The sequence below is a fragment of the Methanohalobium evestigatum Z-7303 genome (assembly GCF_000196655.1).
GTDB classification, from domain to species: domain Archaea; phylum Halobacteriota; class Methanosarcinia; order Methanosarcinales; family Methanosarcinaceae; genus Methanohalobium; species Methanohalobium evestigatum.
The window spans coordinates 205,782-231,482 of sequence record NC_014253.1 but is presented as its reverse complement, the minus strand read 5'-3'; the positions used below and the strand labels follow the sequence as shown (position 1 = coordinate 231,482).

At 37.6% G+C, this 25,701-nt stretch carries 29 protein-coding genes; 17 read left to right on the top strand and 12 right to left on the bottom strand.

From position 1 onward, the window contains the following. Window positions 1-152: 152 nt before the first annotated feature. Genes METEV_RS01145 through METEV_RS12940 form a run of 4 tightly spaced genes read right to left on the bottom strand, consistent with a single transcriptional unit; the run spans window position 153 to window position 2,795 of the window. Entirely contained in the window at window positions 153-1,337 is a 1,185-nt protein-coding gene (locus METEV_RS01145; RefSeq protein WP_013193729.1) for a radical SAM protein, read from the bottom strand. 25 nt (window positions 1,338-1,362) lie between these two features. Further along, window positions 1,363-2,229, bottom strand: a complete 867-nt coding sequence (locus tag METEV_RS01140; RefSeq protein ID WP_013193728.1) for a polyprenyl synthetase family protein — start codon at window positions 2,227-2,229, stop codon at window positions 1,363-1,365. A 37-nt stretch (window positions 2,230-2,266) separates the two neighbouring features. Beyond that, a complete protein-coding gene (locus METEV_RS01135) occupies window positions 2,267-2,659 on the bottom strand; it encodes a cytochrome c maturation protein CcmE domain-containing protein (protein ID WP_013193727.1) in 393 nt (130 codons plus the stop codon). A 13-nt stretch (window positions 2,660-2,672) separates the two neighbouring features. Further along, entirely contained in the window at window positions 2,673-2,795 is a 123-nt protein-coding gene (locus METEV_RS12940) for a CcmD family protein (RefSeq protein WP_083810087.1), read from the bottom strand. Window positions 2,796-3,041: 246 nt separating this feature from the next. Between METEV_RS12940 and ahbD the strand changes: the two genes are divergently transcribed. From ahbD to METEV_RS01085, 10 genes are all read left to right on the top strand, one after another. Next, window positions 3,042-4,103 carry a heme b synthase gene (ahbD, locus tag METEV_RS01130; protein WP_013193726.1) on the top strand — a complete coding sequence of 354 codons (1,062 nt, stop codon included), beginning with the start codon at window positions 3,042-3,044 and terminating at the stop codon, window positions 4,101-4,103. Further along, window positions 4,100-4,555, top strand: coding sequence for a siroheme decarboxylase subunit alpha (gene ahbA / locus METEV_RS01125; RefSeq protein ID WP_013193725.1), 456 nt, complete (start codon window positions 4,100-4,102; stop codon window positions 4,553-4,555). The genes ahbD and ahbA overlap by 4 nt, the downstream gene beginning before the upstream one ends. Then, a complete protein-coding gene (gene ahbB, locus METEV_RS01120; RefSeq protein ID WP_013193724.1) occupies window positions 4,545-5,048 on the top strand; it encodes a siroheme decarboxylase subunit beta in 504 nt (167 codons plus the stop codon). Before ahbA ends, ahbB begins: the two co-directional genes overlap by 11 nt. A gap of 14 nt (window positions 5,049-5,062) precedes the next feature. After that, window positions 5,063-5,746: a precorrin-2 dehydrogenase/sirohydrochlorin ferrochelatase family protein gene (locus tag METEV_RS01115; RefSeq protein ID WP_013193723.1), complete on the top strand. Its 684-nt coding sequence runs from the start codon at window positions 5,063-5,065 to the stop codon at window positions 5,744-5,746. A 73-nt stretch (window positions 5,747-5,819) separates the two neighbouring features. Beyond that, complete coding sequence (gene hemA / locus METEV_RS01110) at window positions 5,820-7,049, top strand: glutamyl-tRNA reductase (RefSeq protein WP_049891232.1); 1,230 nt, start codon at window positions 5,820-5,822, stop codon at window positions 7,047-7,049. Window positions 7,050-7,081: 32 nt separating this feature from the next. Continuing rightward, on the top strand, window positions 7,082-8,059 hold the full coding sequence (gene hemB, locus METEV_RS01105; RefSeq protein WP_013193721.1) for a porphobilinogen synthase: 978 nt from the start codon (window positions 7,082-7,084) through the stop codon (window positions 8,057-8,059). A gap of 71 nt (window positions 8,060-8,130) precedes the next feature. Beyond that, entirely contained in the window at window positions 8,131-9,408 is a 1,278-nt protein-coding gene (gene hemL, locus METEV_RS01100; RefSeq protein WP_013193720.1) for a glutamate-1-semialdehyde 2,1-aminomutase, read from the top strand. Between the two features lie 21 nt (window positions 9,409-9,429). Then, window positions 9,430-10,356, top strand: a complete 927-nt coding sequence (gene hemC / locus METEV_RS01095; RefSeq protein WP_013193719.1) for a hydroxymethylbilane synthase — start codon at window positions 9,430-9,432, stop codon at window positions 10,354-10,356. 9 nt (window positions 10,357-10,365) lie between these two features. Then, window positions 10,366-11,274, top strand: coding sequence for a dihydroorotate dehydrogenase (locus METEV_RS01090; protein ID WP_013193718.1), 909 nt, complete (start codon window positions 10,366-10,368; stop codon window positions 11,272-11,274). Between the two features lie 6 nt (window positions 11,275-11,280). Further along, a complete protein-coding gene (locus METEV_RS01085; protein WP_013193717.1) occupies window positions 11,281-12,060 on the top strand; it encodes a dihydroorotate dehydrogenase electron transfer subunit in 780 nt (259 codons plus the stop codon). On the opposite strand, the gene METEV_RS01080 is transcribed toward METEV_RS01085, so the two are convergent. Continuing rightward, entirely contained in the window at window positions 12,057-12,494 is a 438-nt protein-coding gene (locus tag METEV_RS01080; RefSeq protein ID WP_013193716.1) for an ester cyclase, read from the bottom strand. The two genes, METEV_RS01085 and METEV_RS01080, sit on opposite strands and share 4 nt — an antisense overlap. 107 nt (window positions 12,495-12,601) lie before the next feature. On the opposite strand from METEV_RS01080, the gene METEV_RS01075 reads away from it, so the two are divergent. Both METEV_RS01075 and METEV_RS11900 read left to right on the top strand, forming a co-directional pair. Beyond that, the gene (locus METEV_RS01075; RefSeq protein ID WP_013193715.1) at window positions 12,602-14,581 is read left to right on the top strand and encodes a glycoside hydrolase family 15 protein; all 1,980 of its coding nucleotides are present in this window, start codon (window positions 12,602-12,604) and stop codon (window positions 14,579-14,581) included. A gap of 20 nt (window positions 14,582-14,601) precedes the next feature. Next, window positions 14,602-14,718 (top strand): C2H2-type zinc finger protein, encoded by a 117-nt coding sequence (locus METEV_RS11900; protein ID WP_013193714.1) that lies wholly within the window; start codon window positions 14,602-14,604, stop codon window positions 14,716-14,718. On the opposite strand, the gene METEV_RS01070 is transcribed toward METEV_RS11900, so the two are convergent. Beyond that, a complete protein-coding gene (locus METEV_RS01070) occupies window positions 14,715-15,356 on the bottom strand; it encodes an NAD(P)H-dependent oxidoreductase (protein WP_013193713.1) in 642 nt (213 codons plus the stop codon). The two genes, METEV_RS11900 and METEV_RS01070, sit on opposite strands and share 4 nt — an antisense overlap. Window positions 15,357-15,479: 123 nt before the next feature. Here METEV_RS01070 and METEV_RS01065 point away from each other — a divergent pair, with 123 nt between their 5' ends. The 5 genes from METEV_RS01065 (at window position 15,480) to METEV_RS01045 (ending at window position 19,556) form a co-directional block, all read left to right on the top strand. Then, a complete protein-coding gene (locus METEV_RS01065; RefSeq protein WP_013193712.1) occupies window positions 15,480-16,223 on the top strand; it encodes a fumarylacetoacetate hydrolase family protein in 744 nt (247 codons plus the stop codon). After that, window positions 16,223-16,528, top strand: coding sequence for a hypothetical protein (locus METEV_RS01060; protein ID WP_013193711.1), 306 nt, complete (start codon window positions 16,223-16,225; stop codon window positions 16,526-16,528). The genes METEV_RS01065 and METEV_RS01060 overlap by 1 nt, the downstream gene beginning before the upstream one ends. Window positions 16,529-16,626: 98 nt before the next feature. Beyond that, window positions 16,627-18,336: a glutamate--tRNA ligase gene (locus METEV_RS01055; RefSeq protein ID WP_013193710.1), complete on the top strand. Its 1,710-nt coding sequence runs from the start codon at window positions 16,627-16,629 to the stop codon at window positions 18,334-18,336. A gap of 50 nt (window positions 18,337-18,386) precedes the next feature. Beyond that, window positions 18,387-19,334 (top strand): YbgA family protein, encoded by a 948-nt coding sequence (locus tag METEV_RS01050; protein ID WP_013193709.1) that lies wholly within the window; start codon window positions 18,387-18,389, stop codon window positions 19,332-19,334. 18 nt (window positions 19,335-19,352) lie between these two features. Then, entirely contained in the window at window positions 19,353-19,556 is a 204-nt protein-coding gene (locus METEV_RS01045) for a hypothetical protein (protein ID WP_013193708.1), read from the top strand. A 5-nt stretch (window positions 19,557-19,561) separates the two neighbouring features. Here the strand turns inward: METEV_RS01045 and METEV_RS01040 are convergent, their stop codons facing one another. The 6 genes from METEV_RS01040 to hisS form a co-directional block, all read right to left on the bottom strand. After that, complete coding sequence (locus METEV_RS01040; RefSeq protein WP_013193707.1) at window positions 19,562-20,152, bottom strand: 30S ribosomal protein S3ae; 591 nt, start codon at window positions 20,150-20,152, stop codon at window positions 19,562-19,564. Window positions 20,153-20,293: 141 nt separating this feature from the next. Then, window positions 20,294-21,805, bottom strand: coding sequence for a serine--tRNA ligase (locus METEV_RS01035; protein ID WP_013193706.1), 1,512 nt, complete (start codon window positions 21,803-21,805; stop codon window positions 20,294-20,296). 78 nt (window positions 21,806-21,883) lie between these two features. Continuing rightward, window positions 21,884-22,120, bottom strand: coding sequence for a KEOPS complex subunit Pcc1 (locus METEV_RS01030; protein ID WP_013193705.1), 237 nt, complete (start codon window positions 22,118-22,120; stop codon window positions 21,884-21,886). Continuing rightward, window positions 22,110-23,462, bottom strand: a complete 1,353-nt coding sequence (locus METEV_RS01025; RefSeq protein WP_013193704.1) for a single-stranded-DNA-specific exonuclease RecJ — start codon at window positions 23,460-23,462, stop codon at window positions 22,110-22,112. The genes METEV_RS01030 and METEV_RS01025 overlap by 11 nt, the downstream gene beginning before the upstream one ends. Before the next feature lie 104 nt (window positions 23,463-23,566). Beyond that, the gene (locus METEV_RS01020; protein ID WP_013193703.1) at window positions 23,567-24,025 is read right to left on the bottom strand and encodes a 30S ribosomal protein S15; all 459 of its coding nucleotides are present in this window, start codon (window positions 24,023-24,025) and stop codon (window positions 23,567-23,569) included. Between the two features lie 196 nt (window positions 24,026-24,221). Beyond that, complete coding sequence (gene hisS, locus METEV_RS01015; protein ID WP_013193702.1) at window positions 24,222-25,448, bottom strand: histidine--tRNA ligase; 1,227 nt, start codon at window positions 25,446-25,448, stop codon at window positions 24,222-24,224. Window positions 25,449-25,701 lie beyond the last annotated feature (253 nt).

Sequence of the window (25,701 nt, the reverse complement as noted above, 5' to 3'; positions counted from 1 at the left end):
CCTCTAGTTACTGATGTTTTTAATGATTTATCATTTCATTGTATTTATAAAAATTGCATATGATACAACTGTATCATTGAAGAGCGGTTTATGATTAATTTCCCTGATATTATTTATCAAATATAAATTTTATGTAACCAAACGTATCAATTTTAATTTTTATCCATCCTGTAAGGCATCTGTACATCATCAGGTAATGTATGAATATACTTTTTCCTGAATTCAGGATTTCTCATCATGCAGTAATCAGCATGGTTCTTATATGCTGAATGTTTACCCATACGTTTCCATATATCTTTCAAATTGTCCTCACGTATATTTCCAAATGAAAGCGGTGTATACGCACAGGGCAAAACATCCCCAGCAGATGTTACATGTATCCACCGCCTTCCTGCAAAACAACCAAACTGTTTTGGACCCATAATATAGGGGAATGCTGTAACCCTTGGACCTTCTGATTTTGCATTCATATTTTTCTGGAATGTTTCAAGACGTGATACATCACTATCATTCAAAATCTGGTCTTCCTGGTGGAGCCATCTCCCTACAGCCACTATTTCATAAAGTGATATTTCGTCCACACCAAGATCAACCGCAAGGTCGTAAAATTCTTTGAGATTGTCTATATTATCCGGTGACACTACAACAAACATATCGGTAAGTAAATTTGCTGATTTGGCATTTTTTACAGCACTTATAGCATCCTGATAAGCACCGTCTCTACCGCGAACTTTATCATGTTCATCTTCAAACGGACTATCAAAACTTACCCTTACTGCGTACAGTCCAGCATTTTTAAGGCTCTGCGCTCTCTGTTCGGTCAAACCATAACCCGAAGTAAAGACAGTCGCTATCGCACGTTCTTTATCAACATTTTCCACCATATCTTCAAGGTCTTTTCGAAGCATGGTTTCTCCGCCATCAAAAGAAATTAGATAAGACCCAAGGTCTATAGATTGGGTTACAGCATTATTTATTTCATCCAGCGATAATTCAGGATTTGCAACTACATCTGCTGCCCCACAATGTATGCAGTTGTTAGGGCATTTCATAGTGATTCCTATTGAAAACTGGTCTGGAATCCGTCTTTTAAAAACAGACCCTATCTGTGAACTAACAACCCTGCCAAATATACTGCTGGGTATCGGAGGGAGCCATGTTGAAAAAATTATCCTGTCTTCATCAGCAGATACAGGTTTTTCTTCCCCGAATACATTGTTAATATGTGTTAATATAGGTTTAACTACCGGAGAAAAAGTACCTTCTGCATCAAGCACAACTCTATTGTTTTTGGTAGTTGCATTTACTTTAATTGTTGACCTGTCGTAGACTCGCATATTACACCTTTGTTAACAAGATAGTTTAAAAATAGTTTTCAGGGAGCATATCTATTGTTATATGGTTGGTTATCTGTAATAACTTATCCTTTCCATTTTCTGATTCAAACCCGACGATTATGTTTTTAGCCTGAGTTACATATTCATCGACTTTATCTACTGTTTTATTTACTGCTTCTTCATGAGTCATTTGTTTTGTATATATCTGTGGAAGGGTTACAGATTTTCGAACAGAACTTTTGTCATCAATTTCATGTAAATATTCAAGCAAATCATCTACAATCTGATAAGCGGTACCCATATATTCACCATATAACCGGCATCTGTGTACCATTTCATCATCTGCCCCACTTATATAGGCTCCGATGGAGGCACATGCAGCAAAAAGTGATGCAGTTTTTTTGTATATGCAATCAAAATAATTAACCTCTACAAAACCTGCATCATCTCCGCCCAAATCAATGGTTTCTCCATGTGCCATTGACATACCTGCTTGCCCGAATTCAGTTATCGCATTATGACCGTAAGAAGACATGAGTTCGATGGATTTGGATATTAAAAAATCACCACATAACATGGCTGCTGAATGCCCAAATTTTTTATGAGCTGAAGGTACACCTCTGCGAATTATCCCATCATCAATAAGGTCATCATGTATAAGAGATGCTGAATGCATTAATTCAACCGCAAGAGCCGCATTAATACTGGTTTTTGAATCACCACCACATATATCTGTTGAAAGCATCAATATAATTGGTCTAATCCTTTTGCCACCATAATTACATACATGGCTAACAACGTTTTTTATTTGGGATGAATCATCCATATTTTCAATTAATTCGTCCATAGCATCTGTAATGCGTATATATTCATCCCATTTTTCAATATTCATCAAGCGCCCTCATTCATTTTAAAAATTGATATTAAATTTAACTACTGGTTTTTTCATTATATTTTGACGGACATCCCATTACAATTTTATTAGCTTTGATTTTTTTATCATTTATCATTGTTCCGCTTAGACTGATTCTTTTACCTTCTGCAAGGTTTGCTGGTAAATCGCCCGTATATTCAATATAAATTTGATATGTTTTGCTTTCTGCATCTTTTAGTATAAAACTTGTAGATTCGGGTGTTTTGTTAAGCGTACCGTTTTTAATGGACCCCATCGTATTGACCTTACCACCGACATAATCTTTAGGATTAGATTTTAGTTCTGATACCATAAGGTAACCATCAGAAAAATCTACATTCCAGAGTCCAACAATTGCAACTATTGCAATAAAAACCATTGCTGTTAGTATTTTTTTGCCCTTGTTCATCTATAAATACCGTTTATTGATGTTTTTTCAGTCGTTTAAGTTCGCGATTTAGATTTAAACGTGTTCGTATCAGGTATATTGCATATATTAAAATTGTTACCCATGTAATAACAAACGCTATATATAACGCATTCATTGTTATAAAACCATTTTATTTATCTCTATTACACGGCTATAAATTTATAAATTTGCTGTATTCAAAATCATATACTGTAAATATTAATTTTGCTGTATTAAACATAACTATTAATACAGGCTATAGTAAATTTAACACATCATATTTAACCAAATTGAATAATGATTATAAAATCAATATTATATACCTTATATACCTCATGGATTAATTTTAAGATATTTATAAAAACCTGATAGAAATGGTAACATGGCACAACCACCAAAACTTATTGCATGGGAGTTTACAAAAAGCTGCAACCTATCATGCGCACATTGCAGAGGGTCGTCCACATCCAAAATGGATAAAGATGAATTATCAACAGGTGAATCAAAGCGTTTTATTGATGAAATTGCAAATTTCGGAAAACCTATCCTTATTTTAAGTGGAGGAGAACCACTTGTTCGCAGCGACATCTTCGAAATAGCCAGTTATGGTACTCATAAAGGATTAAGAGTTGTAATGGCTACAAACGGTACAATGGTTACATCCAATATTGCTGATAAATTAAAACGGTCCGGCATACAAAGAGTGAGTATAAGCATTGATGGTGCTACCGCCCGTACCCATGATGAATTTCGGGGTATGCCCGGTGCTTTTGAGGGTGCCTTAAATGGCATTGAGATTTTAAAAAATACCGGTATAGGTATACAGATTAACACTACAATTACAAAACGCAACATCAAAGAAATACCAGATATTTTTGAATTTGCAAAAAACATTGGGTCTGATGCTCTACACATATTTATGCTCGTACCCACTGGAAGAGGTAAAGAAATCGAAAAAGATGAAATCCCACCTGAAGAATACGAAGATATACTTAACTGGTTTTATGAAAAACAAAAATCCTCACCCATTCAATTAAAAGCTACATGTGCCCCACATTATTTCAGAATCGCATTACAACGTTCACAGGAAGAGAATAAAAATCCACCATTTAAAAAAGAGGGATACAATGCAATGACAAGAGGGTGTCTTGGTGGGACAGGTTTCTGCTTCGTATCCAGTAAAGGTGAAGTATATCCATGTGGGTATCTTCCAGCACTTGCCGGTAATATAAGAGACGAAAAATTTGAAGAGATCTGGAACTATTCAAAGGTATTTAATGACCTTCGCGATGTCACAAAACTGAAAGGTAAATGCGGTATCTGTGAATACAAAAATATCTGTGGCGGCTGCAGGGCTCGTGCCTATGCTGGAACCGGTGACTATATGGATGAAGAGCCGTACTGTATTTACAATCCGAAACAGAAATCAAGGGTATCCAAATGATACAGCTGGATGAGACTGACAAAAAAATCCTGAATGAGATACAGCTTGATTTTCCTCTTGATACCCATCCTTATGAAAAACTGGCTGAGAGACTTGGAATTAGTGAAGAAGAAGTTATAAAGAGATTAGAAGACCTTTATTATAAAGGAGCAGTCAGAAGAATAGGTCCAATAATTAATACCAGAAAAACAGGTGGTATAAGTACACTTGTTGCTGTTAAAGCACCAGATTCCCAGGTTTCAGATATAGCTGATTATATCAATCAGTATCCTGAAGTATCACACAACTACCTACGTCCTGATAAATACAATCTCTGGTTTACAGTATCAGCATCTAGCAAACAGCGCCTTGATGAAATTCTTGAAGAAATAAGGAATGAAACCGGATGCCCACTTATAAATCTGCCCACAAAACGCCTTTTCAAAATCGGGGTGAAATTTGATGTCAGATGAAACCTCTAATAATTCATCCTGTTATATTGACAACAAGGACAATATATATACAAAAATTATTAAACTCACCCAAGATGGGATACCATTTACCCACTCCCCTTTTGCCCAAATTGCCAGCTATCTGGGTATTAGTGAGGATGAAGTTATAAACATCATAAAAGAAATGGAAAATAAGGGTATTATAAGAAGATTTGGAGCATCCATAGGCCACAGAGCCATTGGAATTACAGCCAACGCCATGTGTATATGGAATGTACCTGATGAAAAAGTTGAAGAGGTAGGTGCTATAATGGCAGGCTTTTCTGAGGTTACCCATTGCTATGAACGTCCAAGGTATCCAGATTGGCCCTATAATTTATTCACAATGGTTCATTCGTATTCAAAAAGAGACTGCGAATATGTTGCAGAGGAAATATCAAAAGCTACCGGTATAACTGATTATAAACTACTGTTCAGCGAACATGAATTTAAAAAAACTGGTGTAAGATTATAATAAAGAATGGTAATATGAATTCTGATAAAAACTTTACTCCATTGATGATAGATCTAAGCGGCAAAAAAATCATAATTTTTGGAGCTGGTTCTGTGGGTGAACGTAAAGCCCTATTTTTTTCCGCGTATGCCGATACAACCATTATAAGTACATCGTTTACATCCAGTATAAAAGAACTCGAAAACAGCAGAAAAATCAAATTAATAACATCAAATATCAATTCTCTCAATGATTCACAAATAAAAGATTTAATTTACGATGCATTTATGGTCATACCTGCCACCAATAACAGACAATTAAACCAAAGGATAACAGAAGTTGCAAATAAAACAGATAAAAATATCCTGGTTAATCAGGTGGATGACATCGGTGATGTGATAGTTCCATCTGTTATTAAAAGAGGGGACCTTACAATCGGAATTTCCACTCTTGGTTCCAGCCCCGCTATTTCAAAATTTACCCGTGAAAATATAGAACAGACGATTACTCCAGAGTACAGTGAAATGGCAGAAATTCAAAATGACATACGTACTTACCTGAAAGAAGTCATATCCGACCAGAGAAAACGAAAACAAATCCTCTGGAACATTATAGAAGATGATTCAGTATGGAGTGCTCTTTCTGATTCATATGAAAAAGCGTATAATATAGCATTAAATATAGTGGATGAACAGTTAAGAAGCGAAAAAATTGATTAAAATGATTTTTTAACCCGTAATAACCACATTTATTTTTACCCGGAGGATCCTGGTGACACAGCAGATATCAAGTATGGTAATTACCCATACAAAAGCAAGTATCGAGGAAATGGAAAAAGCATGGCATGGTGATATAGAATATGTGCTGAAATCGCTTTATTCTCATGAATACGTTTATGAATGTGCGGTTCTTAAAACATGTAACCGTGTGGAAGTTTATGTAGTATCACCAAAAGCAAGTAGTGTATTATTCCATTTTGCTAAAGATATGGGAGCTTCTTCCCATATCGTTGAGTTTTATGACCATGAGGATTCATTAAAACATCTTCTGAGACTGGCATCGGGCCTGGAATCCATGATAGTGGGAGAAGACCAGATACTTGGACAGATTAAGGATTTATATACCACTGCCAAAAACGTGGGTACAATTGGTCCTGCCCTTGATACTGCGTTTTCCAAAGCCATACAGGTTGGAAAAAAGGCTCGTACCGAGACCCGAATAAACAAAGGTTCTGTATCTATCGGATCTGCTGCTGTTGACCTTGCTGATGAAATCCTTGGAGGACTTACCGGTAAAAATATTCTTGTTATAGGTACAGGTGAAATGGGTACACTTGTTGCACGTGCCCTTGCTCATAAAGATATGGATGTGGTATATCTTGCAAACCGAACCTTTGAAACCGCCAAACAGCTTGCCGAAGAAATTGGCGGAGATGCAGTTTTGTTTGATAATATCGATGAATGCATTAGAAACGCTGATGTAGTTATATGTGCAACCGCTGCTCCGCATTTTGTTTTGAGGAAATCCACTATTGAAAAAGCAATGGATGACAGAAACAAAGAATTGCTTCTGATAGATATTGCAACCCCCAGAGACATCGAACCTGAAATTTCAGAGATTGAACATGTGAAATTGCACAATATCGATAGCCTTCGCAGGATAAATGAAAAAAATATGGAGATGAGAAGGGGCGAAGCAAAGAAAGTGGATGCTCTGATAGAAGAAGAATTCGAACTGCTGAATACCCAGTATAAACGCCAGAAAGCTGATGGATTGATTTCACAATTGTATGGACAGGTGCATAATGTTCGTGAAAGAGAAAAACAGCGTGCAATCAACCGTTTAAGTTCCTATCACACAATTGGTGATATCGAATCTGAAGTACTGGATGACCTTACACATTCTATTGTTAACAAAATTCTGGCAGAACCCACTAAAATGCTCAGAAAAGCAGCCGAAAACGATGAAGACGAACTAATGGATACCGCTTCTCGGTTGTTTAATCTTGATAACAAAAAATAACACAGATATATAACAAATGAGAGATGGTTTACATGTTTCCACAGGTACGGATGAGAAGATTAAGGCAAGGGAAGCTACAAAATCTTGTACGTGAGACAACAATTACTGCAGATGACCTGATATGTCCTGTTTTTGTCGATGAAAATATTGAGACACCACAGGAAGTGCCCTCAATGCCGGGTACTTATAAATTACCGGTCGATTATGCAGCAGACGAAGCTAAAGAAATCTCAGATCTTGGTATTCCATCGATAATGATTTTTGGAGTTCCTGCCAGAAAAGATGAGTCTGGGAGTTCTGCGTGGGGTAACAATGAAGTTGTACAGCGTGCTGTCAGAAACATCAGAAACGATATTTCAAGCAGGGATATGGCTATAATTACCGATGTCTGTCTTTGTGAATACACAACCCACGGACATTGCGGTGTTGTGGACTATGATAAAGAAGAAATATTGAACGACCCCACTTTACCATTACTTGGAAAAACTGCTGTAAGCCATGCAGAAGCAGGTGCAGATATGGTTGCTCCATCCGGGATGATGGATGGCATGGTAGAATCCATCAGGTCCGAACTTGATAACAATAATTTTGAAAACATTCCTATAATGTCCTATGCGGCTAAGTATTTCTCGGCTTTCTACGGTCCTTTTAGAGATGCCGCTGAATCAGGTTATTCCTTTGGCGACAGGTCAAGTTATCAGATGAACCCTTCAAATTCCAATGAAGCAATCCGTGAAGTGGAACTGGACATTGATGAAGGTGCTGACATTGTAATGGTCAAACCCGCACTCCCGTACCTTGACATACTATACCGAATCAAAGATGAACTTGAAATGCCGACTGCTGCATATAATGTAAGTGGTGAATATGCGATGATAAAAGCCGCTGCACAGAACGGATGGATGGACGAGAACAAAATAATTTATGAATCAATTACATCCATTAAACGTGCCGGAGCGGATATGATACTTACCTACTTTGCCAAAGATATGGCAAAGCTTTTGAAATAAAACTTTGGCAATTTTATATATAATTACATTATGATTAGTTATCAGTTAAAATAATAATTACAGGCGATACCATGGAAGGCGAAAATACAAAATCAAAACAATTATACGAGCAGGCTAAAAAAATAATATCAGGTGGTGTAAGCAGCCCTGTACGTGCTATACAGCCCTATCCGTTTTATACCGAATCTGCTCAAGGATCAAGAATAAAAGATGTAGATGGAAACGAATACATTGATTTCTGTATGGGTTACGGACCTAATTTACTCGGACACGCCCATCCAGAAATCAAACAGGCAATTGCTGAACAACTGGATAACGGCTGGCTTTATGGAACCCCGCTTGAGAACGAGGTCAAACTGGCTGAAAAAGTAACAGATGCATATCCGAGCATGGATATGCTAAGATTTGTTTCATCTGGTTCTGAAGCTACAATGAGTGCTATACGTACAGCACGCGGATATACCGGAAAAAACAAAATATTAAAAATTGAAGGTGGATTCCACGGCACCCATGATTCAGTCCTTGTTAAAGCGGGTTCAGGTGCTACTACTCTTGGTAAACCAAACTCGAAAGGAGTACCAGAAGAAGTAACAAAACATACACTTCAGGCACCATTTAATGATATCGAATCAATGACAGAGCTTATTGAGAAAAACAGAGATGACATGGCTGCTGTCATAATGGAACCTGTCATGGGCAACATCGGTCCCATTCTACCAAAAGAAAACTACCTGAAAGAAGTACGTAAAGTAACTGAAGAAAACGATGTTGTTCTTATTTTTGATGAAGTAATAACAGGATTCAGACTTGCAATGGGAGGAGCTCAGGAATACTATAACGTTACACCTGATATGACCACTCTTGGAAAGATTGTAGGTGGAGGTATGCCTGTCGGTGTTTTCGGTGGAAAACGGGAAATCATGGATATGGTTGCACCAAATGGAAATGTCTATCAGGCAGGTACTTTCAGTGGAAACCCTGCGACTCTTTCCGCAGGAATTGCTACAATGGACGTCCTTGAAAACGAAAACGTTCATGACACTCTGAATAAGAAAGGTGATGAAATACGCTCCTGCCTATCAGATATAATATCAGATGCAGGATTGGATTATGAGGTATCAGGCATTTCATCCATGTTTAAGGTATTTTTCGGAAAAGCTCCAACTAACTATCAGGAAACTCTTAAATGCGACAAATCAGGCTATTTTGACTTCTTTAAACGAATGCTTAATGATGGTATTTTCCTGCCTCCATCCCAGTTTGAAACGAATTTCCTCTCATATGCACACAGTGATTCAGACATCCAGAAATTACTTAATGCGTATGAAAGCAACCTGAAACAATCCTGATTATAAGGAGAATAATATTAGATGGATTTAATAATAGGCACACGTGGAAGTTCCCTTGCACTTACACAAACAAGAAGAGTCTCTCAGATGCTTAAAGAAGAGGGCGTTAATACGTTCCTAAAAATAATAAAAACATCTGGAGACTCTTTTACAGACCGTCCACTGCATGAACTGGGCGGTGTAGGTGCATTTGTAAGAGAAATTGATGAAAGGATGTTATCTGGCGAACTCGATATAGCAGTGCATTCTATGAAAGACCTGCCCACCGAACGTCCAGAAGAACTGCCAACCTCTGCGGTACTTAAACGCGATTCCCCGTTTGATGCTCTACTTACCAGAGATGGTTCTACACTGGATGAACTGCCTGAAGGTGCAGTTATCGGCACAACATCACTTCGCAGAAAATCCCAAGTTTTAAGATACAGACCCGACTTTGATGTCCAGAGCCTCAGGGGGAATATAGACACCCGGTTAAAAAAGCTGGAGTCTGGAATATATGACGGCATTATACTTGCAGAAGCAGGATTAAGACGTATGGGATGGGACATACCTGTGCACCAGCTTGATACTGACCATTTCTGTCCTTCAGCCAATCAGGGTGCTATTGCAGTAGTTGCAAAATCCGGTGATGAATCAGAAAATGTAGTTTCACGTATAAACCATCCACAGACCAAAATCGAAACAGAAATTGAACGCATACTAATAGGTAATGTCGGTGGAGGATGTATAGTTCCAATAGGTGCGTATGCTGAATTTGTAAATGATGAAAAGATACATATCCGTTCAGAAGTACTGGCTTTGGACGGGTCTCATTATGTTGCAGTTGATGATGTTATATCAGCTGACAATTATAAAGAAGAAGCCAATGAATTAGGAGAGGAACTGGTTCGAAAAGGCGGTAAAAAGCTAGTTCAGGAAGCACTCGATAAAATGGCAAATGCAGAATAACTGGTTAACATGGTTGCAAAAAAATCTCTTTACCCTCATCCAAAAAATCCGGTTATACTGGCTTCAGGTATTATGGGTACAACTGGTGCATCACTTACACGGATGGCATACAATGGTGCAGGTGCAGTGGTGACCAAATCCATAGGGCCTGTCCCAAAAAAAGGACATTCCAACCCCACTATGATTGAACTGGAAAATGGTTTCCTGAACGCTATGGGACTCCCAAATCCTTCATACACTGAATTTGTGCAGGAAATTGAAAACGCAAAAAATAATACATCAACTCCGATTATAGCAAGCATTTTTGCGGGTGATACAGAAGGTTTTGTCAAAGTTGCTGAAGAATTGAGTTCAGCCAACCCCGATGGTTTTGAATTGAATGTAAGCTGCCCTCATGCTGAAGGTTATGGTGCCACAATCGGCTGTGATTCATGCCTTGTAGAAGAAATTACAGCCAGTGTTTGTGATGTGATTGATGTTCCGGTATGGGTCAAACTTACACCAAATGTCACAAATATTGTAGATATTGGTAAAGCTGCTGAAAGAGGGGGAGCTGATGCCGTTGTTTCAATAAACACTGTAAGGGGAATGTCCATAGATATCAACACTGGTTATCCGATACTTGGTAACCGATACGGTGGACTTTCAGGCCGGGCTATAAGACCAATTGCTGTAAAATGTGTATATGACCTGTATGCCTCACTGGATATCCCTGTTGTGGGGGTAGGAGGTGTATCCTGCTGGCAGGATGCTGTGGAAATGATTATGGCAGGTGCAAGTGCTGTACAAGTGGGTTCTGCAGTATCACAAAGTATGGATGTTTTTAAATCAATATCATCAGGGATTGAAGATTATCTTTCTGCAAATGAGTATTCAACAATAGATGAAATCATAGGATTTTCACACAAAATGGGCTGATGTTTTATGTATCCACTTAATACAAGATTAATAGATATCGTACAGGAATCACCCTCAACAAAGACTTTTTTCTTTGACAGATATTTTGATGCAAATGCAGGTCAGTTCCTGATGGTGTGGGTTCATGGTGTGGACGAGATTCCTATGACACTGTCATATAACAGCGGAATAACTGTCCAAAAAGTAGGAGATGCCACATCCAGACTATTCGAACTGGAAAAAGGGGATACAATTGGTTTGAGAGGTCCGTTTGGGAACGGTTTTACACTTCCTGAAAAGAGTGACAAAATATTGTTAGTAGCCGGTGGTTTGGGTGCTGCACCACTGGCACCACTGGCAGAATATTCTTTTAAAAATGGTGTTGATGTGACTACTATACTTGGTGCTCGCAGTTCTACCGAATTAATATTTGGAGAACGATTTTCCAGTGCAGGGGATTTGTACATAACAACCGATGACGGTACATCAGGAACCTGTGGATTTGTGACTGATATACTAACCAACCTGAATCTTTCTGATTATGACAGAATATATACCTGTGGTCCTGAAGTTATGCTGAGGTGCATATTCAATATGCTGCAGGATGAAAAATACGTCCTTGAAAAAACCGAGTTCAATCTCCACCGGTATTTTAAGTGCGGTATAGGTGTATGTGGTGCGTGCTGTATAGACCCTAAGGGATTAAGAGTATGTAAAGACGGACCGGTTTTTAAAGGTACTGAACTCATAGATTCAGAATTTGGTGAATACAAACGAGATGCCAGCGGAAAAAGGGTTAAAATTTAAACTTCCGGAAATACACCAAATTGCTGGGTAAAATTTAACTGGTCAACTTCCTCCCAGTCTTCGACAATAATTCCATTTTCAATCCGGCTTATAGTAATACCTGTAAAAACCACATGATTTCCTGTCGGCTGTATCCCCTGAAATACTCCCTGATGAGTTCCGCTTGCTGTCCAGCGTGTTACTACTTTATCACCCTCGGCAATAATATCATCAGCAGTAAAACGCAGATCCATTAGTGCTGAATGCAACATGCTCATAAATTCAATTAAATCATCACGGGTAAGTGTCTCTCTTCCAAAATGAATCACATAATCAGAAGCACAGACTTCCTTGATTACCGACGGCTTCCAGGCTTTTTCAACTACTTGACGGATTAATGCTTTATTGTTTTCAGTTGAAGGATTACCGGTTTCCACTGTATCTTCTGACGACATATAATCTTCCTATATACAGATTTGTTTTACCACATATATATATTGTTTCTACCACCACCAAAAACAAAATATAAATAATAATCAGCCTAAAAGACTCTAAGGGGATAATGACACGACATATCGTTCTCGGCAACCAGTCATTGCTGGTTAACATAGATAAATGGTTTCAGGTAAGGGATATTTACTATCCCTATGTTGGTCTGGAAAATCATGTGCTTGGACACGCTCACAAAATAGGGATATTTGTTGATGGAATATTCTCATGGATTAACGAAGATGACTGGATAAAATTACCTGCATATAAAAACGATACACTTATTACAGAAAATAAAGCAACAAATAAAAATCTTGGATTAAAACTGATTCTTGAGGAAAATGTCTATTGTGAGGATAATATTTTCCTGCGAAAAATAACTATCAAAAATGAACGTAGTTATAAACGAAATATTCGATTGTTTTTCAACCAGGATTTTCATCTCTATGGAACCGGTATAGGGGACACCGCAGTATATCAGATGGACCATAATGTCATAATACATTACAAGAGGTCGAGATACTTTCTGGTTGGGGCTCTCAAATCAGATGAAAAAAACGGATTTGCCAGTGATATCGAGGATTATGCCATCGGAGAATCTGAAACCGGTTACCTTGAAGGAACTTTTAGAGATGCAGAAGATGGAGTCCTGTCCAGAAACCCTGTAGCTCAAGGCTCTGTAGATTCAACAGTTGGAGTGTCCCTTGAAGTTCCCGGAAATTCATCAAACACTGCTTATTACTATATGACTGTCGGGCAAAATTTTGATGATGTATATCGGTTGCACGATTATCTAATGGATGTTGGAGCTGAAGCTATCTTGGACCATTCCGAGGAATGTCAGCGTTCATGGGTCAATCATACTTCTACAGACCTTTCAAATCTCGATTCCCGACTCGCCACTCTTTACAAAAGGTCACTGTTAATTATAAAAACCCAATATGATACCCACGGTGCTATAATTGCAGCAAACGATTCGGATAATCTCCAGTTCAACAGAGACACCTACAGTTATATGTGGTCAAGGGATGGGGCACTTGTTGCCATCACTCTAATAAACGCTGGGTTTGCAGAATTTACAAAACCCTTTTTCAGATTCTGCAGGGATGTTCTCTGGTGGGAAGGATGCATGCTCCACAAATACAATCCTGACAAAACCCTTGGAAGCAGCTGGCATCCATGGGTAGAAGACGGTAAACCCGCTTTACCTATTCAGGAAGATGAAACAGCACTGGTGATATATGCACTCTGGAAATATTATGAATCCACCGGTGACCTCGATTTTATAAAACAACTTTATGAGCCTCTAATAAAAAAAGCTGTTTTTTTTATGGATGACTACAGATATCCCAATTCACTCCCAAGAGAAAGTTATGACCTTTGGGAGGAGAGGAGAGGCATATATACATTTACTTCTGCCACAGTGTATGCAGGTTTGGCATCTGCTGAAAAAATAAGCTACCTTTTTAATGATACTGAAATCTGCAATATATGCCGTAGCAGATACTTTCCCCTAAGAAACGCTATATTAAAAGAATTGTTTGATAGGGATAAAGAGATATTTATACGAGGTTTAAAATATCAAAAAAGTAACCCAGACCAAAAAGAGATAGACCATACTATTGACAGCAGTATTTATGCAATATTTGAATTTGGACTCCTATCAGCAGATGATGAAAAAGTTAAAAACACTATGAAAAACATTGAGAGCAAGCTGTGGGTAAACAAAAGTGGGGGAGTTGCCAGATATGAAAACGACCACTATCATAAAGTATCAGATAAATCCACTGGTAATCCCTGGATTATATGCACCCTCTGGCTTGCCAAGTGGTATATAAAAAAATCAGAGAACTTTGCTGAACTGGATAAAGCACTGAACCTTATTAATTGGGTTGCAGATTGTTCATTTGAAACCGGTATTATGCCCGAACAAGTTAATCCGTTAACCAGAGAATCAATATCAGTTGCACCTCTTACATGGAGTCATGCAGAATTTGTTGATACAGTTACAAAATACATTGATAAAACAAAAAAATTAGAAAGCAAAACATGAATTTAATCGGGGGATACTAAATGGGTGATAAATCAGAAAAAAAAGAAAACAAGTTTGAATGCAAAGTGTGTGAAATGACTTTTCCTACCAGACAGGATTATGAAAGGCATATGAAAAAACATCATGAAAGTGGTTAAAGAGATAATATAAGCTCTCTGTATCTCTCAAGTTCTTTTTTAGCATCATCTTCTGATAGATTGCTTGCTCCGTATACCACATGGGTTGGTAAAACTTCCAGCCCGGTAAACTCCAGTGTGCAGTGTGTTATGCTTTTGAGCAATTCGTGAATATCCCCATGCATTCCTCCTTTAGAATACCAATCCTTATCTGCTCCCGCTGTTGTGACAAGCATCGATTTTTTACCTTTTAAAAGACCTGTCTCATAAGCGCTTTGTGTTAACGGATTAAAAGCAAATCCCGGTGAGAAAACCCTATCTATCCAACCTTTCATAATCGCAGGAAAACCTGTAAAATAAATCGGGAATTGGAAAATTAGCATATCAGCCCAGTTTATTTTGTCCATTTCTGCCTTTATATCAGGTGCAAAACCATCTGTTTTATTTGCATGGAGTTGTTCTAAAAACGGGTTGAATATATCTGTGTATTTCCTGTTTTTAAAATCATTTTCATCCAGTACAGGGTCAAAATTCATTGCATACAGGTCTGACACTTTTACACTGTCCCCTCTTTCTTCAAAAGCCTCTAATGCTGTATCTTTCATTGAGCTGTTAAATGATTTTGGTTCTTGGTGTGCATATACATACAAAACATTCATGGTTAACTCCCTCCACAAACTATACGATAAATCATGGTACAGATATAATAAAAAGTTATTTGAAACCTGTAATAATTATCTCCCCAGCAGGATTTAATAATAATTAGGTAATATGTGTATACCATGTTTGGTCGGTTCAAATACAAAAATGAGATATTCTATGGTGATGTTGATAATGATAAAGAGCATGTTACCGGGAGAGGTGAATGTAACAGATTGATTTTTAAATTATCTGATATAGAGGTACTCCCACCTGTAAATCCATCTAAAATTATCTGTGTAGGGTTAAATTATCAGGACCATGCAAATGAACTCGGGTTGGATATCCCTAATAAACCACTCATTTTTTTAAAGCCTTCATCATCAATTATCGGTAATTGTGATAAGATCGTACATCCAAAAACAAGCAACCATATAGAGTACGAAGCTGAACTGGGTGTTGTTATAGGTAAAAAATGTAAACATGTTAAAGCAGATAGTACAAATAATGTAATTGCCGGTTACACATGTTTTAATGATGTTACTGCCAGAGACCTACAAAAACAGGACGGACAATGGACACGCGCAAAAAGTTTTGATACATTTGCACCAGTAGGTCCCTTTATAGCAACTGCAGATGATATCAACCTACACAATGCAAATATTAAGTGCCGTGTGAATGGAATAACGTGTCAGAATTCAAATACATCCAATTTAATCTTTGGTGTTCCACACCTTATAGAATTCATATCCGATATTATGACATTACAACCCGGAGATATTATAGCCACTGGTACTCCACCAGGTGTTGGAAAAATACATAGTGGTGATATTGTAGAAATCGAAATCGAGGGAATCGGGACTTTAAGTAATGAGGTTGTTGAATAATGTTACTTGATCAGGTAAATAAAGAACTGGAACTCACCGAACGCCATCTTTTGGTTCTTAAAAAGGTAATTGAAAAGGGACCTATAGGAATATTGAGGCTGGCTGAAGAGACTGAAATGCCAACTCATAAGGTGAGATATTCGCTTCGTATACTTGAACAGGAAAATCTTATAAAACCATCCATTCACGGAGCAACTGAAGGCGATATGGTTGACAAGTTCCTATCCGAATTTGAACAAAAAACTAAAAGCATTCAGGAGAAAACCGCACGTATCCGGGAAATAAGGAATTCCATTGAGCATTAAATCTAAATCCAAGTTTATATATTGCTTCACAGCAACTGTTTTTAATTACAATTATTATAACCGTGTTAATAAAATAATCCATACCAAGGAGATTGTTGATGACATTAAATGAAGAGGATAAATTAACAATAAGAAAATATGCATTACAAAACGCTGTCAAATATTCACAACCTCCAAAAACAGGAGCAGTCATGGGTAAAGTGATGAGTGAATCCCCCCACCTTCGACAAATGGCAAAAGAAGTAAAACCTTTGGTGGAAGATGTATTGAATGAAGTATCTGAAGGCACACCTGATGTCTGGAAGGAAGAACTTAACAAAATTGCTCCAGAGCTTTTGCAGGAGTTATATACCAAAAAAGAACCTACAAAAGGGTTAAAACCTCTGGATGTTGAAGAAGGTGAAGAAGTTGTTATGCGTTTTGCTCCAAATCCCAACGGTCCTCCAACACTGGGAAGTACAAGGGGAATCGTAGTAAATTCAGAATACGTAAAAAAATACAATGGAACATTCATAATCCGTTTTGATGATACCGACCCACAAACAAAACGTCCCATGATGGAAGCCTATGACTGGTATATAGAGGACTGCAAATGGCTCGGTGCAGAACCTGACAAAGTAGTTTACGCATCCGATAGAATCCCTGTATATTATGAATATGCAGAAAAGCTCATTGAAATGGGCAACGCGTATGTCTGTTTCTGTAAAGGTGACGAATTTAAAAAATACAAAGACAACAAAAAAGCCTGCCCTCATCGAAACCAGAGCCCAGAAGACAATCTCTATTACTGGAATAATATGCTGAACGGTGAATATGGTGAAAAAGAGGCTGTACTTCGTATAAAAACAGATATCCAGCACAAAGACCCTGCACTAAGAGATTTTGGAGCTTTCAGAATCATAAAAACCAGTCACCCACGTCCAGAAGTTGATGGAAAGTATGTTGTATGGCCACTCCTTGATTTTGAAGGTGCTATTGAAGACCTCGAATGCGAAGTAAATCATATTATCCGTGGTAAAGACCTGAGAGATAGTGAAAGACGCCAGCGTTATATCTATGAATACTTCGGATGGAAATATCCCAAAACCACCCACTGGGGACGTGTTAAAATACATGAATTCGGTAAATTCAGCACCAGTTCAATTGCAAAATCCATTGAAAACGGCGAATATCTGGGCTGGGATGACCCTGCACTCCCCACAATCAGAGCCCTTCGAAGACGTGGCATCCAGCCGGAAGCCATCCGCAAATTCATGATAGATATGGGGGTTGGTGAAACAGATATAAGCATAAGCCTTGAGTCCCTTTATGCAGAAAACAGAAAGCTGGTTGATTCAAATGCAAACCGTTATTTCTTTGTTTGGAACCCTGTTGAACTGGAGATTACAGGTGTTGAACCCCGTAATGTGAAACTTTCACTTCATCCAAAAGAAAAAAGAGGTTACAGAGAATTAGAAATTGGTTCAAAACTGTACGTATGTCAGGAAGATATAGACAGCATCAATGTTGGAGATAAATTGCGTCTGAAAGACCTCTACAATATAGAGGTTACATCACTGAATCCGCTCAAAGCCCGATACCTTGATGATTCGGTAGAAAGGATTAAAAAAGCAAACCTGCCGATAATACACTGGATCCCGGTAAATGGAGTATCTGTTAAAGTGATAGCGCCAGATGGTCAATATGAAGGATTTGGTGAACATGGTATTGCTGATGAAGTCGATTCTGTAGTACAATTTGAAAGATTTGGATTCTGCAGAATAGATTCAGTAGATGATAAAATCATCGCATTTTTTGCTCATAAGTAAAACAAAACTTTTGATTTTGTTTTTCTATTTAATATTTATAAGGAGTTAAATTGGAAGGATTCATAACACCCAATATAGTTATAAGCAAATGCATTGAATTTGAAGTCTGCAGGTACAATGGGCAGATTATCAAATGTCCTTTTATTGAAAAAACCAAACCATATATGAATTTCATTCCTGTTTGTCCGGAATGTGCCATCGGTATGGGAGTTCCGCGTGAACCCATAGATATAATAATAGAAGGCAACAAAAAAAGACTTATCCAGACCTCTACCGGCAAAGATTTTACAGAAAAAATGCACAGATTTAATTATTCATATTTTAAATCGCTTAATAATATTGATGGATTCCTTCTCAAATCCAAATCCCCATCCTGCGGGATAGGAAACGTCAAAGCATATGCTGACAGCAAAAAATTAAAACTTATTACAACTACTGAAAACGGTTTTTTTGGAGATGAAGTGGTTAATTATTATCCATCACTTGCCAGAGAAGATGAAAACAGTCTGACGGATATGTACAGGCGTGAACATTTTTTAATAAAAATATTTACTCTGGCTAAATTTAGAAAAATATGCAGTTTCAAAAATCTAATAGATTTCCATAAAAACAACTTCCTGCTGTTTAAAGCCTATAACCCTGATGAAAAAAAGATAATGGACAATATCATCTCAAAAATTGAAAGCAATAATCCTGTTAATGTGGTTGAAGAATATCGCAATCATCTGTACAAATTATTTGTTCATCCACCCAAACCCAATGACTATATAGAGTTTATGATAGAGATATTTAATCAATTCTCCAATCTTATAAGCAACCAAGAAAAATTGCTTTTTATGGAAAATATACAAAGATATAAAGAAGGAAAAATAACGTTGTCAACTAACAGGAAACTCCTGAAATCATTGATACAAAGAGCTGGTAACACATCCTATGCAGACCAGAGTTTTTTCAATCCCTATCCCGGAAAATTAATGGAAACTGATTATATAATATAATTGAACATAAGTGGTCATTTGACTGAAGAAGAGTATATTGAAGTATGCCCTGTATGCGGCAGTTCTCATTGGTATTACGAAGCTGGTGGATATACTGGAAAACTATACCACTGCAAAAACTGCGGGTACATCGGACCCCTTATTGTAGAAGCGAATCAGGAAATGATTGACGCCATAAAACAAGATTATAAACGTAAAAAGGAATCAAAAGAAGGTAGTTGAGAGATTCAGGCAGTTATTGGTTCTGCCTGAACTTCAGTTTTCCTGATTTCGGCTCTCCTTATCGGATATACTTTCTTTGTATTCCTGTAGATATTGGCAGCAAGTTTTCCTGAGATGGCTTCATCGATAAACTGTCCATAATCAACTTCAGAAGCCCGAGCTTTGACAACATCCTTCATTACTTTTCTGATGGCTTTTATCTGACTTGAGTGTGCTCTTTTTACAGTGAAACATATTGGCTTTACACGAACCTTGTTACCGTCGTTGGTTGTTACAACAACATTATTATCTATCCTTGATGTTTGACGTTTTACAATGGAACGAAGGTAATCAGTGGTGATTTCATGACCTATAAACCTTGTTTTTGCAGAATCCCCAACGACATTATCTATCTGGAGCCTTAGTTTGGTCTTTTCTTTGGTAATGTCGTTTGTTAATTGTCCAACTGTTGTTTCAACTACACGTCCCAGCAGGTCTTTGGTGTTTTCAGCTGGTGTTACACCGATATAACTACTACTGAGAAATTCTGGCGGTTCTATGTTGTACCAGTTTTTGGATTTCCATTTATCTAATTTCTTTTGTACTTTTCTTGCCAAGTGATTCCTCCAAATAATTAATGATTTTTGTTAATGTGATATGGCTTTATTATAAGTAATTCTATTATTTATAAGGATATACATAGTTTTCATATCAATATATAAACAAATCGGTCAGTTTTCAATTTTTAAAGGTTAATATTACAGGAAGTGAATTCCTTCGGGTAATTCACCGAACCTTTTCACAAATTCATCTGGCCAGTTTTCTGGGTCAAGTCCTTTCTGTGCAAGAAATACTGATGCCCATCTCTCAAGTCCAACACCCGAACATCCTGACCATAGTTCATCACCTGATTGGCTTTTCACATTAAAACCTTTTGGGTATTTATTACCATTAATACTTACATTCTGGAATTCAAGCCATTCTCCATCATCTCCTCTGTAAGGCAGAGGAGCTTCATAATCAATGGTTCCTACATCAGTCTGTTCTGAAGTCCCAGTAAGTCCTTCCTGTGCCATGAACCAGGGTGTTACTCCCGCTTTTCTCCATTCAAGATCGAGTATATCATCAAATATATGTCTGTATTTATCCTGAAGTGCTTTCGATTCGCTAACAACCTGGTCATGGGTTCCCAGCCAGACAATCTCTATTCTGTGGAATTCATCTACACGCTCAATTCCATGTATTCCGCCACTTTCATATCTGTGAGATGTGCCTGAATGATCAAACACTTTCAGAGGGAACTCATTTGTGGGTATGGTTTCACCCTGTAGATATATCCAGAAGGGTGGACATTGTGCATAACATAACCCTCCTATTGGCTCACCGATTTTTTCTTTTATCTTTTCAGTGGGTACTTCATGGGTTACATTATAATAATCTGTAACCTCTTCCCAATATTCTGGGTCTCTGGATTTTGGCGGACAGACATAATAAATTTCAGGATATACCCCTTTTGCATGCCCTGATTTTTTCCATACATCCCATGGTATCAGTTTTGGGAACATCATTTCTTTGTAGCCAAGTGGTTCAAGCATTTCTTCAATCACGATTTTTTCAAACGTCCTGAACAACTTGGCAAGCTGTGGACCATGTATCCACTGTCCCCTACTGGCACCTCTTTTAATCCAGCCTCTGTTCATCATTTCTTTTGTCGGGTCATCAAAGAATTTTGGTTCTTTTTTCCCACTCTGCCACAGAACTTCCCAGTGCTCTGCCTTGCCACCGTATCTCAAGGCTGCAATTTTATCCTCCATCAGAGTAAGTATCCTGTCAGGAACTCTGTTTTGAAGTTCAGATTCACCTACATCCAGTGAGAGTTTGATTACACTATCATTATAATCAATATCTGTAACATATGGGATCTTCAATTCACCAAGGTCCTGATTTTCTGAAGGTATACTGATATTAAAGGAGTCAATTTCAATACCACGTATTCCGATACGGTAATCTTTACCCAGTTTTTTGGCAAGTGGTTTCCGCATACGTAAAAGAGCATCATGTGCCCTCACATACCGTCCTGATTCAATGGTAATGTTGATTTTGCTACCATCAACATTCCAGTCCACTACATTTGCACCTTCACCTTCAGGAGCTCCTTTTTTGAGAATGGTTTCATTTGCCTCATTGATAAATTCATCAATAGCCTCTGTGGCAGGTGAAGCATCATCACTTGTTTTGAATGAACCTTTTATGTTAAATTTCAATTCCATGATATTCCTCATTTGGATGTTTTTGATAGTTATTACATAGGATTTAGATTGACAGGAGACAGGATACTATGGATTTCATTAATTTTTCTTCAGGGATGTGTAGACATCTTCTGCTATTTTTGTGTTCATCAGAAAATCGTCCAGTGTTGAAATAAGAGTTGTTATCTTTTCAGTATAAAAATACGTAGTTGCTCCATACTCATCAACCTCGGTACACATACTTGGCAGATTATCCGGCTGCAGGGAATAAGCTGCAAATTTTGCAATCCCTGTTGATTCATCATCTTCAAATATGATTCTGCAGTTAATCTTCATCACTGGACTCCGTGTCTGGATTTAATTGTTTTCCTATAATATCATCCACGATATTTATAAAATTTTCAACCTGTCCCTTTTCAATGGCTGCTCCTGCTGCAATATTATGCCCTCCACCACTGCCAACGGTAAGTTTTGCTGCTTCTCGCATGGCATAGTTCAGGTCAACCCCTTTTTCAATCAGATGATGGGTTGCACGTGCTGATACCTTAACAACGTCTTCAACTTCATTTGTAGCAATAACCGGCATATCAGGATACATATACCTGATTATTACACCTGCAACAATACCTATAGAATCCATACTTTCAGCATTTAAGTACCTGATATTGCTACCACATTGAATCAAACTTTCTGCTTTTTTAATCTGGTCTACTATATTTCTATTATATTCCAATGATATCTGGCGTGCTTCATCAAGCACCGATGTATCCCTAAGGCACAGTGTTAATCCAAGCCCTCCTTTTTTTACTTTACCGCATGCATTAAGGATACGGATGAATTCATAGATATCCTGGACAGGTTCTTTATTCAGGGTATATACATCACCGATGACAGATTCAACAGCCTCTGTACTGGCATTTTTTATTATCTTTAACGTGATTGCTGACGCCAGTTTTTTAAAATCTTCAGAATCCAAATCATTGATATTACCGTGAACATTTAAAGAACTCAAGAACTCATCGATTTTTTCACGGTCACCGGATATATCAAGATAAGGTTCAGGAACGTTTTCCAGTAATTGTGCAATATCTCCCTCACCGATTTTTAAACCTTTTTTTACAGATATTACACTGTTTTTAACTGATTCATCAAGAATAAACTCGTTTGCAGATTCAAATACCTGCTTGTCACCTATAGCACCTGTGACTGCAAGACCTGATAGGTCAACATTTGATGAATCCATCTCTCTTGCAACCATATAGGTACTTCCTGATGCAGATAGATAAGTTGAGCCATCGATTTCCGAAAAATGAGGGTTTAACACAGCTTTTGCAGTTGATTCACCTTCAGGATTATGATGATCTATTACCACTGTATCTTCAGATACATTAGATATAAGGTCGGGCTGTCCACTACCCATATCACAAAAAATCACAAGGTCGCCTTCAGAAATTGTATTGTTAACATCTTCTATTACACTTTCATCCAGACGGCTGACAATGGTAGCATGATAACGAATTTTTTCCCTTAAAAGTGCCTGACAGATTATAGCAGCTGATGTTATACCATCGGTATCATTATGGGACACAACTCTTACATTACTGTATTTAAGGATAGTTTCAGAAACCTGCTTTGCAGTGGAAATTAATTCATCCAATGATTCGCTGTTCCCGGTCAATTATACCACTCAAAATATAATATCTTTAAACCACCCTATTAACCTATAACCAGTTTTTATGAATAAACTTTGTTTATTGTAAAAACAGAAAAAAATACCAGAATTTATCTGGTAATCAGCATTTCTGCTGTTTCTGGTTTGTATTTCCAGTCAGATGGTAATACATTGTTTGAACGGTAATATTTGGCAAGCCTTCTTATTTTGGCTTCTATGTTCTGCAGTGAACGTTTGTTGTGTATATCATGAGGGTTGATATCAAGGTGTTTTCTAATACGAATAGCCTTTACAACAAGGTTGTACAGGTCTTCAGGTACATGGAATTCTTCGTTGTTTTCCACCAGTATGCTGGTTATTTTTTTACCAGTGGCAAGTTTTACATCCGGAACTCCATGAATGTCTCTTAAAATCATACCTATCTCGCTTGAAGAATAGCCATTTTTCCAGAGTTCTATAACTTTCTGTTCTATCTCATTGACGTCCAGTGGCGACCATTCAGGTACTTCATTTCTCATTGGTCTGGTAGACCCTGACTGCCCTTTTCTGCGGGTGTGCATTTTTGCCATAAAAATTCCTCCGAATATATTATAAATGATACTTATGATAACAGGTAAACATATAATCAAGTTAACAGTAACGGACCGGGAGAAATAACTTGATGTTGTTAAAGTTCTTATGTTGCGAAGTGGATTAAATAACCCCGACCTATAATATATAATTTATGATTGAAAAGGGAATATTACAGAATAGATACTAAAATATTTAATCCATATTTAAAATCTCGTCAACTGTCATTGAACACTGTTCCCCGGTATGCATGTTTTTGAGAGTTAACTTTCCTGATTCAATTTCACGTTCACCAACTATAACTGCATAGTCCGCTTCCACCATATTTGCAAACGACAACTGAGATTTGAAATTGCGTTCCATTATATCTACATGTGTTGGGTATACTTCCCTCAATCGGTTTGCTATATCTATGGCTTCAAAACGGGTCGAATCAGTGGATACTACGACCAGTTTCTTGGTCTCTTCTGGTTCTATACTGGCTACTTCCATAATACGGTCAAAACCAATACCAAAACCTGTGGATGGTACTTCTCCACCACCAAACAACTTAATCAACTGGTACGAACCCCCTCCACAAACCTGATTCTGTGCACCAAGACCTTCAGCATATATTTCAAAAACCATACCGGTATAATAATCAAGTCCTCTGGCAATACCAAAATCTATCGTGTAATCAAGTCCGTAAACATCCAGAAGTTTTAACAATTCTTCAAAATTATCAAGTTCGGGTATGTCACCTGTGATTTCACGAGCTTTTTCCAGTGCATCATTACCCTGTAGAGAGATAAGTTCAAACAGGTTTCTCCTTGTTTCTGCTGGCACCTCTATTTCTTCAAGATAATCATCAAGACCTTTATCATCATTTTTATCTACATATCTCATAACTTTTGTCTGCTGTTCATTATCCAGTCCGCTTAATATGTGACGGATTATTCTCAGGTCTCCAACGTGAAGGGCACCGTTAACACCAACTGAATCAAGTATATTAACTGCAAGTGCTATAACTTCCGCATCAGCTTCAGGTTTATCACTTCCAATTACTTCAGTGCCAAACTGCCAGAACTCTCTAAATCTTCCTTTTTGAGGGCGTTCATATCTAAAACAATTTTCAAAATAGAACAGTTTCAACGGGTGCGGTTCTGATTGGAGTTTATTTACATACATCCTCATAACCGGGGCTGTAAGTTCAGGACGAAGTGCAATTTCCCTTCCGCCTTTATCTGTGAAATTATATAGCTCACCAATTATATCATCCCCGGATTTTAACGTAAATAATTCCAGTGTTTCAAATGTAGGGGTCATGACTTCACTGTATCCCCATTTTATAACCACATCTCGAATTGTATTCTCTACATATCTCCTGCGTGCAGTTTCACCGGGTAAAAAGTCTCGTGTTCCTCTTGGTTTGCTGAGCTTCATCTGGATCGTACCTTAATGGCTTTGGATTGTAATTAGTTGATAAAAGTTATTTGGATTTGTTGAATGCTAGTTAAACATGATAAATCTTATGTCATTTCAATTATACATAGTCGGAAAATATAGACCACTGATAACAAAGTTAAACTTTATTTTATGTTTTTAATTATTTTAATATATCAAAATCCGACACTTGCGGATGTGGTGTAATTATAACTAAAATAAACCTTATCGCAAACCATAAATAAATTAATAT